Consider the following 13855-nt stretch of genomic DNA (forward strand, 5'->3'; position numbering starts at 1 on the left):
CTTCTTATATAGAATAAACACCTTGGTCGATCAATTCTCTGATCGCACGTACAACGCCTTCTTTATCTTCTTTGTAAGTTACCCCAAACCATTTGTCTTTTGAGTGGAGTACCTTTACCTGAGCCTTTTCTTCCTTCAGAAGATCTCCGATGATCGTCGGAAGCAAATATTCTGCTTTCAAATCTTCCTTATCGGTTTTCTCAAGAAATTCTGAGAACCCTTCCTCGAGAATGTCAAAAAATTCCGGCTGAAGTCCCCACATGTTCATAGACACTTTAGCATTCAGGCTGATCTCTTCTTCTCCCTTTTCAGACATTGCCACTGCTGCCTGTCCTTTCCGGACAATATTGTGTGTTTCCACAATCTCTGTCAGCATTCCATCATCATTCACTTTGCAGACGCCTCTTGTAACTCCGCCATTCTCACTTAACGTGTTTTCCAGGACAAACCCTACCATGCAGATCTGTTCTTTTTCGCTTTCCTTTTTCTCTTCGTTCAAATAGCGATAAGCCTCACGATACGCTTCTTTTCCGTAGTAATCGTCTGCGTTGATCACAAGAAACGGCTCTTTTACCTTTCCTTTACAGCTCAGGATTGCCTGTCCGGTTCCCCACGGTTTTGTTCTGCCGGCGAATTTTTCTCTGTATTTTTCCGGGATATCATCAATCTCCTGAAATGCGTATTCTACATGAACCTGTTTTTCGATTCGGTCTCCTATTACTTCTTTAAAGTCTTTTTCCAAATCTTTTCGGATCACGAATACAACTTTGTCAAATCCCGCTTCCATGGCATCTTTTATGGAATAATCCATAATGATTTCTCCGTTTGGCCCAACTGGCTCCAACTGCTTGATTCCGCCTCCAAATCGGCTTCCGATTCCTGCTGCCATGATCACTAAAGCTGCTTTACTCATGTTTTTGCTCCTTTTCCTGTATTTTTCTTTATTATACTTAAATTCCGATCTGATGTCCATCAATATGGGCAAGTCTTTAAAATGGAAACGGGCAGGAATCCATGATTCCAGCCCGTTTCCCCTATTTCTATTCTTGTTCTTCCAGTCTGTTGACCGCGCTGAACATCGCGCGGAAACCTGCCCGCGTGATATTGGAGCTAACTCCTACGCCATATGTTTCTTTTCCCGTCTTATTATTTCTCAGACAAATATACGCTGCCGCCTTAGCCTCCGATCCTTGGCTGAGTGCGTGCTGGGAGTAATCGAGAAGTTTGAAATCCATGCCGGATTCTTCGGCAAGCACTCTCTTAAGTGCAGCTAATGGACCATTTCCTACCGCTTTCGCCTGTTTTAACTCTCCTCTTGATGAGAACACCACTTCCACTTCCGTCTCGCTTTCCGCCAGATCTTCCGCCTTGGCGCGGATCAGTTCATACGGTGCGAGCTTTCTCAGGTATTCCTTCTGGAATGTCTCATAGATTGTAGATGGAGCCACTTCTCCCTGCTTTTCCGCAATTTTCTGAATCACATCCGCAAATTCTTTGTGCATCTTCTTTGGCAGCTTGAATCCAAATTCGCTGTCCATCACAAAAGCAACTCCGCCTTTTCCAGACTGGCTGTTGATGCGCACGATCGGTTCGTACTCCCTTCCGATATCGGAAGGATCGATAGGAAGATATGGAACTTCCCACCACTCCTGCTTCTTCTCCCGCATTGCCTGCATCCCTTTGTTGATCGCATCCTGGTGGGATCCGGAAAACGCCGTAAATACCAGTTTTCCTGCATATGGATGCCGTTCCGGAACATCCATCTTGCAGCATCTTTCATACACATCTTTGATCTCTGTTATATTCTCCAGATTCAGCTCCGGATTGATACCCTGGGAGAACATGTTGTAGGAGACAGTCAAGATATCAAGGTTTCCTGTCCTCTCGCCATTTCCAAACAATGTTCCTTCTACTCTGTCTGCACCTGCCAGGAGAGCAAGCTCGCAAGATGCAACTCCCGTTCCTCTGTCATTGTGCGGATGGATACTTAAGATTACTCGTTTTCTGTCTTTGAAATGTCTGTCCATCCACTCAATCTGATCTGCATAGACATTCGGTGTCGTCATTTCCACTGTGGACGGAAGATTGATAATGATCGGCTCATCCTTTGTAGCTCCCCATTCGTCACAGACCGCTTCACATACTTCCAGTGCATATTCCAGCTCTGTTCCTGTAAAACTTTCCGGAGAATACTCAAGTCTCAGATTTCCTTTAAAATCTGCCGCACACTCTTTAACCATTTTCGTTCCATCTATTGCGATCTGCCGTATTTCTTCTTTCCCTTTTTTGAATACTACTTCCCGCTGAAGCGTGGATGTGGAGTTGTAAATATGTACGATCGCGTTTTTCACACCGTCCAGCGCTTCAAATGTCCTCTTTACGAGATGCTCCCTGCACTGAACCAATACCTGAATCCATACATCGTCCGGAATCAGGTTGTCATCCACCAGTTTCCTAAGAAAATCGTACTCAATCTGTGACGCTGATGGAAATCCCACTTCAATTTCTTTAAATCCCAGTTTCAGGAGGAGCTGAAACATCTCTATCTTCTCTTCCACTGTCATCGGATCAGTCAGCGCCTGATTGCCGTCTCTTAAGTCGACGCTGCACCAGACCGGCGCTTTCTCGATTTCCTTATCCGGCCATGTGCGTTCCGGATAAGGAACAACTGGTACTCTTCGATATCTCTTATAATTTAACATGCTATTCCCTCCTGCTTTTCTTTATTCTCCCAAGCCTTCTTCCACAGCTTTTATCATTGTATCCAATGCTTTCTCTTCATCTTCACCATCACAGATGATTTCGAGGACATCGCCGCATTTTACACAAGCTCCCAATATACTGAGTACACTTTTGGCATTGCTGATTCCCCTCTCATCTGTCCGAAATTTTATACTGCATTGGAAGTCCATGGCAGTCTTGCAAAACACCCCTGCCGGACGCAGATGCAGCCCTGTAGGGTTGCTGATCTTTACTTTTCGGCTTACCATACCTGTTCCCCCAGTTATTCATTTTCGTTGCTTTCCGTACTTTCCAAAAGTACTTTTATCGTAACCGGCTCAGCCAGAGAGCAATTTCCCGGGAGCTTCACTTCCACCGGGACATCGTATTCTCCCGGATCTTTATATGTCACGAGATTGATGGAAACACTTCCTTCTTCAAGTTCCAGAGTTTCAAGGATATCCTGATCTCCATTTACTTTAATCTCCAGTACATCCTCTGACGGATAAGAATATTTCATCCCTTCTGGCAAGTTATTCACAACAATTGCTCCGGTAGGCATCTCCAGTGTTTTGCTTCCTGCCTCCTCGATTCCGATCATGACCACCACCGATCCGGCATTTTTGTCGATCAGTTCCACATCCGGCAGATACGGTGTAATATCCACCACCCGCTCCTCTTTTTTAGTAAGGTTATCCGCCTTCAGCGCACTCGCAGGTATCGTGATCTCTTCCACATTTGCCAACGCTTCTTCGCTTCCGGCTACCTGCACTTCCGCCGGCTCTGATGTGATTCCGGTAAAGACATAACCGTCTGCCGGAGTGATCTGAGAAGTATTAAATTTCAATGGCAGTTTCTTTGTCTCCCATACTTCCACCTGTACACGCACGTCATTTTCACTCTTCAAATCTTTCAGTGTGAGCAGTGTCGTATCGATGATCTTTCCTTCCCTGTCATAAAATGCCAGCTTGGAATTCAAAACCGCATCCTCCGAAAGTCCTGTCACATCTACTTCAGCCACGACTTTATCGATACGGTCAATGACAGATTTCGGGCCGTCCACTCTTACTTTTTCCGGATCAGCCTTAACCTGACCTAGCACATATCCATCCCTCACGCTTCCTGTTGTGGTCGGAGTGATCGGGAAAGTATTCTGCGCCTCGTCTTCGATTGTGACTTGAAGATTTCTTGGAGTTGAGTAAGCTTCTTCATATTTCCCCGCAAATTCCGGAATCGTCACTTCAATCGGGATTTGGGATCCAAGCGACATTTCCTTCATATCCGCGTATGCCTTGATATCAGACGCTTCTAATTCATGCAGGACACGTCTCGTCGCTTTTACAGTTACTCTTACCCGATCTGTTCCTGCCTCCGTCGTGTATGTCTTTCCTTTGCTGGTAACTACTTCGGGATGCAGAATCTCTACCTGTATGTTGGAAAAGGAAACTGTGTCGACCGGATTGTCTATATTCACAACAACTGCCCACAGAAATGCGGCAAAGGCAAGCGAAAGAAGCTTCAGGCCGATATTTTTAGTGAGTCTTTTTTTCATGTTTCCGCCTTCCTTTCCACAATTTCGATATTCCTTTGTTCTCCACAGCTTTATTCTGAATGCCGGCCAATCGCTCTTTCAGATATTCCGGAGTTACATTGCGGACGAGCTGCCCGCCCTGGGCTACCGACACATACCCGGTCTCTTCTGATACTACGATGATAAGCGCATCGCTTACCTCGCTCATCCCGAGGGCTGCCCGGTGTCTTGTTCCCAGCTCCTTGCTGATCCCCATATTGTCCGAAAGTGGAAGATAACATGTGGCTGATACGATCCGGTTTCCCCTCACAATAATGGCTCCGTCATGGAGTGGTGTATTATGTTCAAAAATATTGATCAGCACCTGAGACGAAACGATACAGTCGAGCGCGATCCCCGTACTTTCATATTCTGTAAGACGGATAGCCTGCTCTACCACGATCAGCGCCCCTGTCTTAACTTTTCCCATCGAAAAGCATGCCTGTGTGATGCCGTCCAGCGTCTTCTGTGAAAAGCGCTCGTTTTCCTTTCCGGCATCGATTGGAACAATAGCCGTCAAGAACTTTTTCTCCCCAAGCTTCTCCAGCGCTCTTCTGAGCTCCGGCTGGAATACTACAATGGCCGCGATGGCAAGTACCGACACACTGTTTCTTGCGATCCATAGGATCGTGTTCATCTTAAATATGGCGGCAAGCAGGATAAAGATTGCAAGGAACAAAATTCCCTTCAGAAGCATCCATGCCTTTGTATTCTTGATCCATATCATAATCTGATAGATCAAAAAAGCCACGATGATGATCTCCACCACATCAGTCCATCTCAGATCCGGAAAATACCAGTCTGTAAAATATAGTCCCATAATCTGTGAAATCTTACTTTCCATCTTTGCCACCTCCTGTTCTTTCTATACTCCTTAACATTCTTGTCAAAACCCCTTTTATCTATATGAATCTTGTTTAATTTCTGTTCTTTTCTTCTTTATCCTGAAGTTCCTTTTTGATAATCTCTTCCAGGTCAATCTCCTCCTGAAGCCGTTTTGCCAGCAAAAGTTCTTCTGTCATTCCCGGAATAAAAGAAGTCTCTTCTGTTTTCTTTCCTTCCCGTGTTTCCGGCTTTGGATGTTCCGCTTTTGACTCCGTCTGGTTTTCTTCCCCTTCTTCTTTTCTGTCATGCCTCCGTTTGCTGATCTGTTTCACTTTTTTCTCCGGAACAGTGACGGACACTTTCGGTATGGCTTTCACGTAATAATAGTATTCATCGTCTTCATACTGAAACTTCTCCGCTCTCGAGTAATCCACTGAAAACACGCAGAATTCCAAGATCAATGCCAAGATTACCGAAATGATATTTCCAAATATGACTGTGATATACGGGAACTGAATGTTGAGAGCAATACCTCCTGCCACGATGACAATAATATCTGCCACAGCTCCCGCCGCCATAGCTATCTTCCACGAATGATCCGCCTCACTTCTGCGCACGGTATAAACAATCAGCACGCAGACAGCAAAGGAGGCAACATAGGTCCACATCTCACTATTCTGCATGACCTGTGTGGCAAACAGCGTCATCTGACCGGTAATGCCATCAGCCCCTGTGACTACAGTGGAAGATACTTCCAAGTATGTCATTATATAATATATAATCGTTCCAAAACAGATCGGTATAATGCATGTCGGTACACTTGTCAGTGCAAATGCAATCGGCACTGCAAACGGAATCTTAAAGCAGAACGCGATAACCATCAGCAGTACGATGATCGCCTTATCCGGCGCAAACCGGAAATAAAAAATCAGCATCACGGCGAAAATCGCTGCAGCCACGAGCAATACTCCCATGGATAAAGCCTGCATATGTATGAGCATAAGCACCGCTGAAGCAATGACCGTAAACGTGCAAGGCAAAAATGCACAGATCACTGCCAGTACAACAGTGACGACCGGGTTGGCAAAAGTTTCCATAAATCCCATTTTGGAATTGATCAGATAAAAAACAATAAATGCCAGAAGCAATTGGATCATCTTGTCGATGCCCTTGGAGTACTTGGCATAAAATGCCTGAAGTTGTTCTTTCAACACAAACAGACTACTCATATTTTTTCTTCCTTTCCTGACCATAATATCTTTCCAGCTGCGTAAGCATACGGGTGTATTTTTTCACTCTTCCTCTGGCTCTCGTATGCTTTTTCTGATAAAATCTGGATGCAAACAACCCGTAAGATATGAGAAGGACGATATAAACGATCAGAATTGCCGCTGCTATGACTGCAAGCATGAGTAATCCGAGATTTTCCAATATCATATCCAAAAATACCACAGCAAGAACCCCGATGATCAGCGCATAACCGATCGTTACCCAGATCAGCGTCAGGATCGTCTGAAAACTGGTATAGTCTTTTTTATGGTAGGAACTGATCTTAAAATCCTCTTGCCCTTGTTTCTCCTCGTACATCGCCATTTTATTCATCAGCTTGATTTTTTCTTCGTTAATCATAAGCCACCTCTGTCAGTTTTATTTTAAAAAACCATTTTCAGTATACCAAAAATCAAATATCTTGTCCAACACTTATCGTGAAAAAGAACGTATTGCGCACACCGGCTTTTTTCAGCGCTTTCGCCGCCTCATTGATGGTGTTTCCTGTCGTATAGATATCGTCGATGAGAAGTACACTGTCCGGCAGTCTGCCTTCTGTTTTCGTGGAAAAACTTCTTTCAAGATTTCCCTTTCTTTTGTTTCTGGAAAGTGTTTTTTGTGCTTCTGTCTGTCTCGTCCTGATAAGAAGATCTTTTCTAACCGGTATCCCTGAAAGCTCAGAAAGTCTGTCTGCCAGAACCTCAGCCTGATTAAATCCTCTCTGGTGCTTCTTTTTCCTGTTCATAGGGATCGGGACGATCGCTTCTATCTCCCATTTCTCAAGCAGTTTTCCATACCGCCTCATCCATTCTTTTGCATAAAACTCTGCGTAAACTCTCCTGTTCCTAAATTTGAACTGATAAATAGAATCACTTGCCGGCGGTCTGTGTATCCACAGACTTCGTCCTTGCTCATACCAGCACGCCTTTTCTTTTATTCGCTCCGCACAGTCTCGGCAATATTCTGTCTGTGTATTGCTTATGGTTTTCCCACATTTCTTGCAAGTGGGTTCGTGTACACTTTTTAATTTCTTTCGACATTTTTTGCATACTTCATCAACTTCTACGTTTCCACAAAAGGGACATACATGAGGATATAGCAGCTCGCCTATTTTTTTCATTCTTTTTTTGAAACTCTGATTCTTCCCTCTCGTTTACAAAAACTCTGCTATGTGCTCCGCAAGGCTTGTGTTTCTTTTCTGTTCTTCCACATTTTGGATCATCTCCTGAAAAACAGTATCACTTCCTACAAGTGTAACACATTTCCTCGCTCTTGTCACAGCAGTATACAAAAGATTCCGACAATATAACTGCCTCGGACCTGCAAGCAGCGGAATGATCACTGCCGGATATTCACTTCCCTGTGATTTATGTATCGTAACTGCATAGGCAAGCTCCAGCTCATCCAGCATTTTGAAAGGATAGGTTACCTTCCTTTTTTCATCATATTCTACTTCCAGCGTCTCGTCATATGTATTGATCTTTGTTATAATCCCCATATCGCCATTGAAAACGCCAATACCTTTGTCGACTACAAGACCATACTTTGTTGCGATCTCCCACTCCAATTGATAATTATTTTTCACTTGCATAACCTTATCGCCCACACGGAATAATTTCTCTCCGTATTCCTTCTCCGCCTTCTTATCGGACGGCGGGTTCAGATACTGCTGCAAAATTCTATTTAATCGTTCCACACCCAGGAGTCCTTTTTTCATCGGAGTAAGCACCTGGATATCGGACATACGTGCATCCACATATTTGGGCAATTTTTTCTGGATCAATGTCAGGACGACGCTGATAATTACATTGGCATCCTGCCGTTTCAGGAAAAAAAAGTCTTTGCTTTTATTGTCAAGGACGACTTCCTGCCCAGCATTGATCTTGTGGGCGTTCATGACAATATCGCTTTCCTGTGCCTGCCGAAAAATTTTTGTCAGCATAACTACCCTGAAAACCTTAGAATCTATAATATCTTTCAATACTTTCCCAGGGCCTACAGACGGCAGCTGATTGATATCCCCTACAAGGATCAGCCTTGTTCCCGGAACGATCGCCGAAAGGAGCGCATGCATCAGCGGAAGATCTACCATGGACATCTCATCGATGATAACCGCATCGGTTTCCAGTGGATTTTCCCTGTTTCTTCCAAATCCTCCAGTCTTGCCTTCTTCCGGATTTCCGCTTACTTCCAAAAGACGATGTATCGTCTGTGCTTCATATCCCGTCGCCTCCGTCATTCGTTTAGCCGCCCTTCCAGTCGGCGCTGCGAGACGGATATCCATCCCTTCACTTTCGAAATATCGTATCATGGCATTTATCGTTGTTGTCTTCCCGGTTCCCGGCCCGCCTGTCAGGACAAACACTCCGCTTTTTACTGCCTCTTTCACTGCCTCCCTCTGCTTTTCGTCCAGTCTAAGCTCTCCGTACTCTTCCAGTTTTTCCAGTCTTCGAAGGATCATATCGTCGTCTTCCTCGTAATCGATATCCAGATCATGAAGCATTTTTGCCGTATTTAGTTCCATATAGTAGTATTTTGCCGGATAAATTCTGACAGATTCTTCGTTCTTTTTCATTACAATTTTTCTTTCCATCGCCAAATCCATCAGATACTTTTCAATATCTTCGATCTGCACTCCCAGAAGTTCCGACGTTTTTTTCAACAGCACATCTTCGTACAAAAAAATATGGCCTTCCGCAAGACTTTGCAAAAGCGTATAGAAAATGCCGCTCTTAATCCGAAAATCCGAATCAGTGTGTATGCCTATCCTCGCTGCGATCTCATCCGCTGTCTTAAAGCCAATTCCTTCGATATCATCTGCCAGTCGATAAGGATTTTCCTCCAAAATATGATAAATCCTTGTCCCGTATTTCTGATAGATCTTCACGGCAAGTGTCAGACTGATGCCGTATTTCTGCAGGTAGATCATCGCCTGTCGCAGATCTTTTTTTTCCTCCACCTGCTCTGCTATCTCCCGAGCTTTTTTCTCACTGATCCCCTTGATCTCTGCCAGGCGTTCCGGTTCTTCCTCAATGATGCGAAACGTGTCCTTCCTGAATTTTGCCACGATCTTTCCTGCCAGAGCCGGTCCGATCCCCTTTATTGCGCCGGAGCCAAGATATCGCTCAACTGCTTCCAAATCCTCCGGTTCTTTGATCCGATGTTCTTCTACTTTAAGCTGAACTCCGTAGGTCGGATGTGTGACATATTCTCCGGAAAGTTCCAGAAACTCCCCATCTCCAATATATGCAAATTTGCCGACACACGTTAACTCTCCATCTTCATTATTCAGCTGAAACACCGTGTAGCCGTTGTCTTCGTTCCTAAAGACAATGTGATCCACATATCCTGTTATTTTTTCCAAGTTTACCCTCCGTCTCTGATGCAGAAAAGAACTGCCGCAGAATATTTTCTGCAACAGTTCTCTCTATGTTTATGCATTGAATTTTTTGCTCTCACTCATAAATTCCACAAACTGACCGGTACCGATCGCTACAACCTTCATCGGATCTTCCGCAGTCATCGTGTTGATGCCTGTCTTCTCTTCAATCAGCTCTTCCAGACCTCTCAGCAGAGCGCCTCCTCCAGTCAGGACAATGCCCCGATCCAGAATATCTGCAGAAAGTTCCGGCGGAGTCCTCTCCAGTACTCCGATAACCGCTTCCACAATCTGGCTGGTAGGCTCTCTGAGCGCCTCCTCCGTCTCAGAGGAAGTCACTGTAACCGTCTTTGGAAGTCCTGTCACAAGATTTCGCCCTCTTACCTCGATCGCTTCGTCTTCCACGAGCGGGTAAGTCGTACCAATCCGGATCTTGATATCTTCTGCGGTACGCTCTCCAATCAAAAGATTGTGTTTCTTTCTCATATATCTTACAATAGCCTCATCAAAATCATCCCCGGCGATCTTGATGGATGTATTGACAACCGTTCCGCCAAGGGAAATGACCGCAATGTCGGATGTTCCTCCTCCAATGTCCACAATCATATTTCCGCATGCTTTGGATATGTCAATTCCAGCTCCGATGGCTGCTGCCACCGGCTCCTCAATCAGATGAACCTCTCTCGCTCCAGCGGCAAATGTAGCTTCCTCCACGGCCTTTTTTTCCACTTCCGTCACACCGCTTGGAACACAGACGCTGATGCGCGGCTTTTTAAAAGTACGTTTTCCAAGTGCTTTCTGGACAAAATACTTGATCATCTTTTCTGTGACCGTGTAGTCTGAGATAACTCCCTGCCTGAGAGGCCTTACTGCCACAATATTTCCCGGTGTTCTGCCAAGCATCAGACGTGCATCTTCCCCGATCGCACGGATAGCATTCGTATCTCTGTCAAATGCGACTACAGAAGGTTCTTTTAGCACAACGCCCTTTCCTTTCACATAAACAAGAACGCTCGCAGTTCCCAAATCGATTCCAATATCTACTGATGACATCAATCAAATAAACCCCTTTCACAAATCCCATCTATTTCCATCATCTTTCGTCTATCATACTTCCTCTTCTGCGCTGCGGCAGGCATAAATACACATCCCACAGCATACATTTGTTATTATAATCAATCTTCCTTTAAATGGAAAGAGTTTTTTCCAAGAAAATAGAAGTTTTATTTTTTCTTAAGGAATGGGGCAAGATATTGTCCTGTGTAGGATTGCGGACATTTTACAATTTCCTCCGGGGTGCCTTGCGCAATGACAGTACCACCTTTGTCTCCGCCTTCCGGACCCATGTCGATGATGTAGTCCGCCGTCTTGATGACATCCAGGTTATGTTCAATAACGATGACCGTATTGCCATCCGCCGCAAGTCTGCGCAAAATCTCAGTCAGTTTATGAACATCCGCAAAGTGCAGTCCTGTCGTCGGCTCATCCAGGATGTAGACCGTCTTTCCGGTACTTCTTTTACTGAGCTCTGCCGCCAGCTTGATCCTCTGCGCTTCCCCTCCGGAAAGTGTGGTAGACGGTTGTCCAAGACGGATATAGGAGAGACCCACATCATACAGTGTCTCCATTTTTCTCCGTATACTTGGCACATTTTCAAAAAATTCCAGCGCCTCTTCCACTGTCATATTCAGCACATCGTAAATACTCTTTCCTTTGTATTTGACTTCCAGTGTCTCCCTGTTATAGCGTTTTCCATGACATACTTCGCACGGTACATATACATCCGGGAGGAAATGCATCTCAATCTTCAGTATCCCATCCCCACTGCAGGCCTCACACCTTCCGCCTTTCACATTAAAGCTGAATCTTCCTTTTTTGTAACCTCTGGCCTTTGCATCTGCTGTAGCGGCAAAGAGATCTCGGATCAGATCAAAAACTCCGGTATATGTTGCGGGGTTTGATCTCGGCGTGCGCCCAATCGGCGACTGATCGATATCAATTACCTTGTCGAGTTTCTCCAGTCCCTTGATCTCCCGGTGTTTTCCCGGTATGACTCTTGCGTGGTTCAGTACTTTGGCAAGCGTTTTGTACAATACTTCATTTACGAGGGAACTCTTTCCGGAACCTGACACTCCGGTCACGCAAGTCATAATGCCAAGCGGAATATCCACATCGACATTTTTCAGATTATTTTCTTTTGCTCCTCTGATTTTCAGGAATCCCGATGGTTTGGCACGTTCATCTGGTACCGGGATCCTGATCCTCCCGCTCAAATACTCCCCTGTGATCGATCCCGGAGTGTCCATGATCTCCTGTGCAGTCCCCTGAGCCACGACTTCTCCACCGTGTTCGCCCGCCCCCGGTCCGATATCCACAATATGGTCTGCCGCAAGCATCGTATCTTCATCATGCTCTACCACGATCAGTGTATTTCCAAGATCACGTAGATGCTGCAAAGTCTTCAGGAGCTTATCGTTATCCCTCTGATGAAGGCCGATGCTCGGCTCATCCAGAATATAAGCCACCCCGACAAGACCAGATCCGATCTGCGTGGCCAGCCGGATCCTCTGTGCCTCCCCGCCGGAAAGCGTCCCGGTCGCCCTTGCCAAAGTAAGATAATCCAGTCCTACATCCATCAAAAATCCGATCCTTGCACGGATTTCTTTGAGAATCTGCCCTCCGATCAGCTCCTGCGTATGAGTCAGCTTCAGTTGCTCCAGAAATTGCTGCAGATTTTCGATGGACATAGATGTCACTTCGTAAATATTTTTGTCCCCTACTGTCACAGCCAACGCCTCTTTCTTCAGCCTTTGGCCTTTGCAGGCGTGGCAAGGCGTGATCCTCATAAATGTCTCATACTCCGCCTTCATTGCCTCCGATCCTGTTTCGCGGTATCTCCTCTCGACATTTTTGATCAGTCCGTCAAAAGCGACATCGTATATTCCCTCTCCGCGCTGTCCCTTGTACCGAACTTTGACTTCTTTCCCGTTTGTTCCGTAAAGAAGGATATCATGGACCTTTTTCGGGTATTCTTCAAACGGAGTATCCAGATCAAATCCATATTCTTCACACAGCCCTCTCAAAATGGCATTTGTAAAACTGGACGGATCTGTGCAGGACTGCCATCCCATGACTGCGATCGCACCCTGATTGATACTCAGCGACTTATCCGGTATCATCAGCTCTTCGTCAAATTCCATCTTATACCCAAGACCGAAACATTCCGGACAGGCCCCAAATGGGTTGTTGAAAGAAAAGCTTCTCGGCTCGATCTCATCGATACTGATACCGCAGTCCGGACAGGAGAAACTCTGGCTGAAATTGATCGGCTCCCCACCAATCACATCCACTGTCATAAGTCCTTCCGCCAGAGAAAGAACGGTCTCAATGGAATCTGTCAGACGTTTTTCGATACCCGGCTTTACGACAAGACGGTCCACGACGATTTCTATGTTGTGCTTAATATTCTTTTCAAGAGAAATCTCCTCTGTCAATTCATACATATTCCCATCGATACGCACACGCACGTACCCGCTCTTTTTCGCCTTTTCCAAAAGCTTTGCGTGCGTCCCCTTCCGTCCTCTCACGACCGGCGCCAGGAGCTGAATCTTTGTCCTTTCCGGAAGTTCCATGATCTGATCCGTCATCTGATCTACCGTCTGTTTTTTGATCTCCTTTCCACAGACCGGACAGTGCGGAATACCGATCCGCGCGTACAAAAGCCGAAAATAGTCGTATATTTCCGTTACCGTTCCTACCGTGGAACGAGGGTTTCTGTTGGTGGATTTCTGGTCGATGGAAATCGCCGGAGAAAGTCCCTCTATGTTCTCCACATTTGGCTTTTCCATCTGTCCGAGAAACTGTCTCGCGTAAGAGGAAAGTGATTCCATATATCTTCTCTGCCCTTCCGCATAGATCGTGTCAAAGGCAAGGGAAGATTTCCCGGACCCGCTAAGTCCGGTGAGAACGACCAGTTCATTCCTCGGAATGTCCAGGTCGATATTTTTCAGATTGTGTTCATTTGCTCCGCGTATACGGATATATTGCCTGTTCTCCATGTTTTTCTCCTGCTCTTTTCTCTGTCAAAATTT

General features: G+C 45.5%; 11 protein-coding genes and 1 pseudogene. All 12 read right to left on the reverse strand.

Features of this window, described 5'->3' with window-relative positions; translation table 11 throughout:
- Positions 1-4: 4 nt before the first annotated feature.
- A complete protein-coding gene (locus FLB61_RS01830) occupies positions 5-913 on the reverse strand; it encodes a nucleotidyltransferase family protein (protein ID WP_221919243.1) in 909 nt (302 codons plus the stop codon).
- A gap of 127 nt (positions 914-1040) precedes the next feature.
- Positions 1041-2702, reverse strand: coding sequence for a 2-isopropylmalate synthase (leuA, locus tag FLB61_RS01835; RefSeq protein WP_087200086.1), 1662 nt, complete (start codon positions 2700-2702; stop codon positions 1041-1043).
- A 21-nt stretch (positions 2703-2723) separates the two neighbouring features.
- The gene (locus FLB61_RS01840; protein ID WP_087200084.1) at positions 2724-2990 is read right to left on the reverse strand and encodes an HPr family phosphocarrier protein; all 267 of its coding nucleotides are present in this window, start codon (positions 2988-2990) and stop codon (positions 2724-2726) included.
- Positions 2991-3004: 14 nt separating this feature from the next.
- Positions 3005-4273, reverse strand: coding sequence for a CdaR family protein (locus FLB61_RS01845; protein ID WP_087200082.1), 1269 nt, complete (start codon positions 4271-4273; stop codon positions 3005-3007).
- Positions 4254-5135: a diadenylate cyclase CdaA gene (cdaA, locus tag FLB61_RS01850; protein WP_087200080.1), complete on the reverse strand. Its 882-nt coding sequence runs from the start codon at positions 5133-5135 to the stop codon at positions 4254-4256. The genes FLB61_RS01845 and cdaA overlap by 20 nt, the downstream gene beginning before the upstream one ends.
- Positions 5136-5208: 73 nt before the next feature.
- Positions 5209-6345 carry a hypothetical protein gene (locus FLB61_RS01855; protein WP_221919244.1) on the reverse strand — a complete coding sequence of 379 codons (1137 nt, stop codon included), beginning with the start codon at positions 6343-6345 and terminating at the stop codon, positions 5209-5211.
- Positions 6338-6745 carry a hypothetical protein gene (locus tag FLB61_RS01860; protein WP_087200077.1) on the reverse strand — a complete coding sequence of 136 codons (408 nt, stop codon included), beginning with the start codon at positions 6743-6745 and terminating at the stop codon, positions 6338-6340. Before FLB61_RS01860 ends, FLB61_RS01855 begins: the two co-directional genes overlap by 8 nt.
- A 52-nt stretch (positions 6746-6797) precedes the next feature.
- Positions 6798-7190, reverse strand: a complete 393-nt coding sequence (locus FLB61_RS12960; protein ID WP_246599079.1) for a ComF family protein — start codon at positions 7188-7190, stop codon at positions 6798-6800.
- A gap of 150 nt (positions 7191-7340) precedes the next feature.
- A pseudogene (locus FLB61_RS13310) lies at positions 7341-7505 on the reverse strand (double zinc ribbon domain-containing protein); the annotation flags it as partial.
- A gap of 33 nt (positions 7506-7538) precedes the next feature.
- A complete protein-coding gene (gene recD2 / locus FLB61_RS01870; protein ID WP_221919246.1) occupies positions 7539-9749 on the reverse strand; it encodes an SF1B family DNA helicase RecD2 in 2211 nt (736 codons plus the stop codon).
- A 69-nt stretch (positions 9750-9818) separates the two neighbouring features.
- Entirely contained in the window at positions 9819-10817 is a 999-nt protein-coding gene (gene mreB, locus FLB61_RS01875) for a rod shape-determining protein (RefSeq protein ID WP_087200072.1), read from the reverse strand.
- Between the two features lie 170 nt (positions 10818-10987).
- Positions 10988-13822, reverse strand: a complete 2835-nt coding sequence (uvrA, locus tag FLB61_RS01880; RefSeq protein ID WP_087200070.1) for an excinuclease ABC subunit UvrA — start codon at positions 13820-13822, stop codon at positions 10988-10990.
- Between the last annotated feature and the right edge of the window lie 33 nt (positions 13823-13855).

It is taken from the genome of Sellimonas caecigallum, from assembly GCF_019754295.1.
In the GTDB taxonomy this organism is placed as follows: Bacteria; Bacillota; Clostridia; order Lachnospirales; family Lachnospiraceae; genus Sellimonas; species Sellimonas caecigallum.

Bases quoted from the DNA above. Each gene is read 5' to 3' on its own strand.
- FLB61_RS01830 (WP_221919243.1), bottom strand. From the start codon at position 913: ATGAGTAAAGCAGCTTTAGTGATCATGGCAGCAGGAATCGGAAGCCGA.
- leuA (WP_087200086.1), bottom strand. From the start codon at position 2,702: ATGTTAAATTATAAGAGATATCGAAGAGTACCAGTTGTTCCTTATCCG.
- FLB61_RS01840 (WP_087200084.1), bottom strand. From the start codon at position 2,990: ATGGTAAGCCGAAAAGTAAAGATCAGCAACCCTACAGGGCTGCATCTG.
- FLB61_RS01845 (WP_087200082.1), bottom strand. From the start codon at position 4,273: ATGAAAAAAAGACTCACTAAAAATATCGGCCTGAAGCTTCTTTCGCTT.
- cdaA (WP_087200080.1), bottom strand. From the start codon at position 5,135: ATGGAAAGTAAGATTTCACAGATTATGGGACTATATTTTACAGACTGG.
- FLB61_RS01855 (WP_221919244.1), bottom strand. From the start codon at position 6,345: ATGAGTAGTCTGTTTGTGTTGAAAGAACAACTTCAGGCATTTTATGCC.
- FLB61_RS01860 (WP_087200077.1), bottom strand. From the start codon at position 6,745: ATGATTAACGAAGAAAAAATCAAGCTGATGAATAAAATGGCGATGTAC.
- FLB61_RS12960 (WP_246599079.1), bottom strand. From the start codon at position 7,190: ATGAGGCGGTATGGAAAACTGCTTGAGAAATGGGAGATAGAAGCGATC.
- mreB (WP_087200072.1), bottom strand. From the start codon at position 10,817: ATGTCATCAGTAGATATTGGAATCGATTTGGGAACTGCGAGCGTTCTT.
- uvrA (WP_087200070.1), bottom strand. From the start codon at position 13,822: ATGGAGAACAGGCAATATATCCGTATACGCGGAGCAAATGAACACAAT.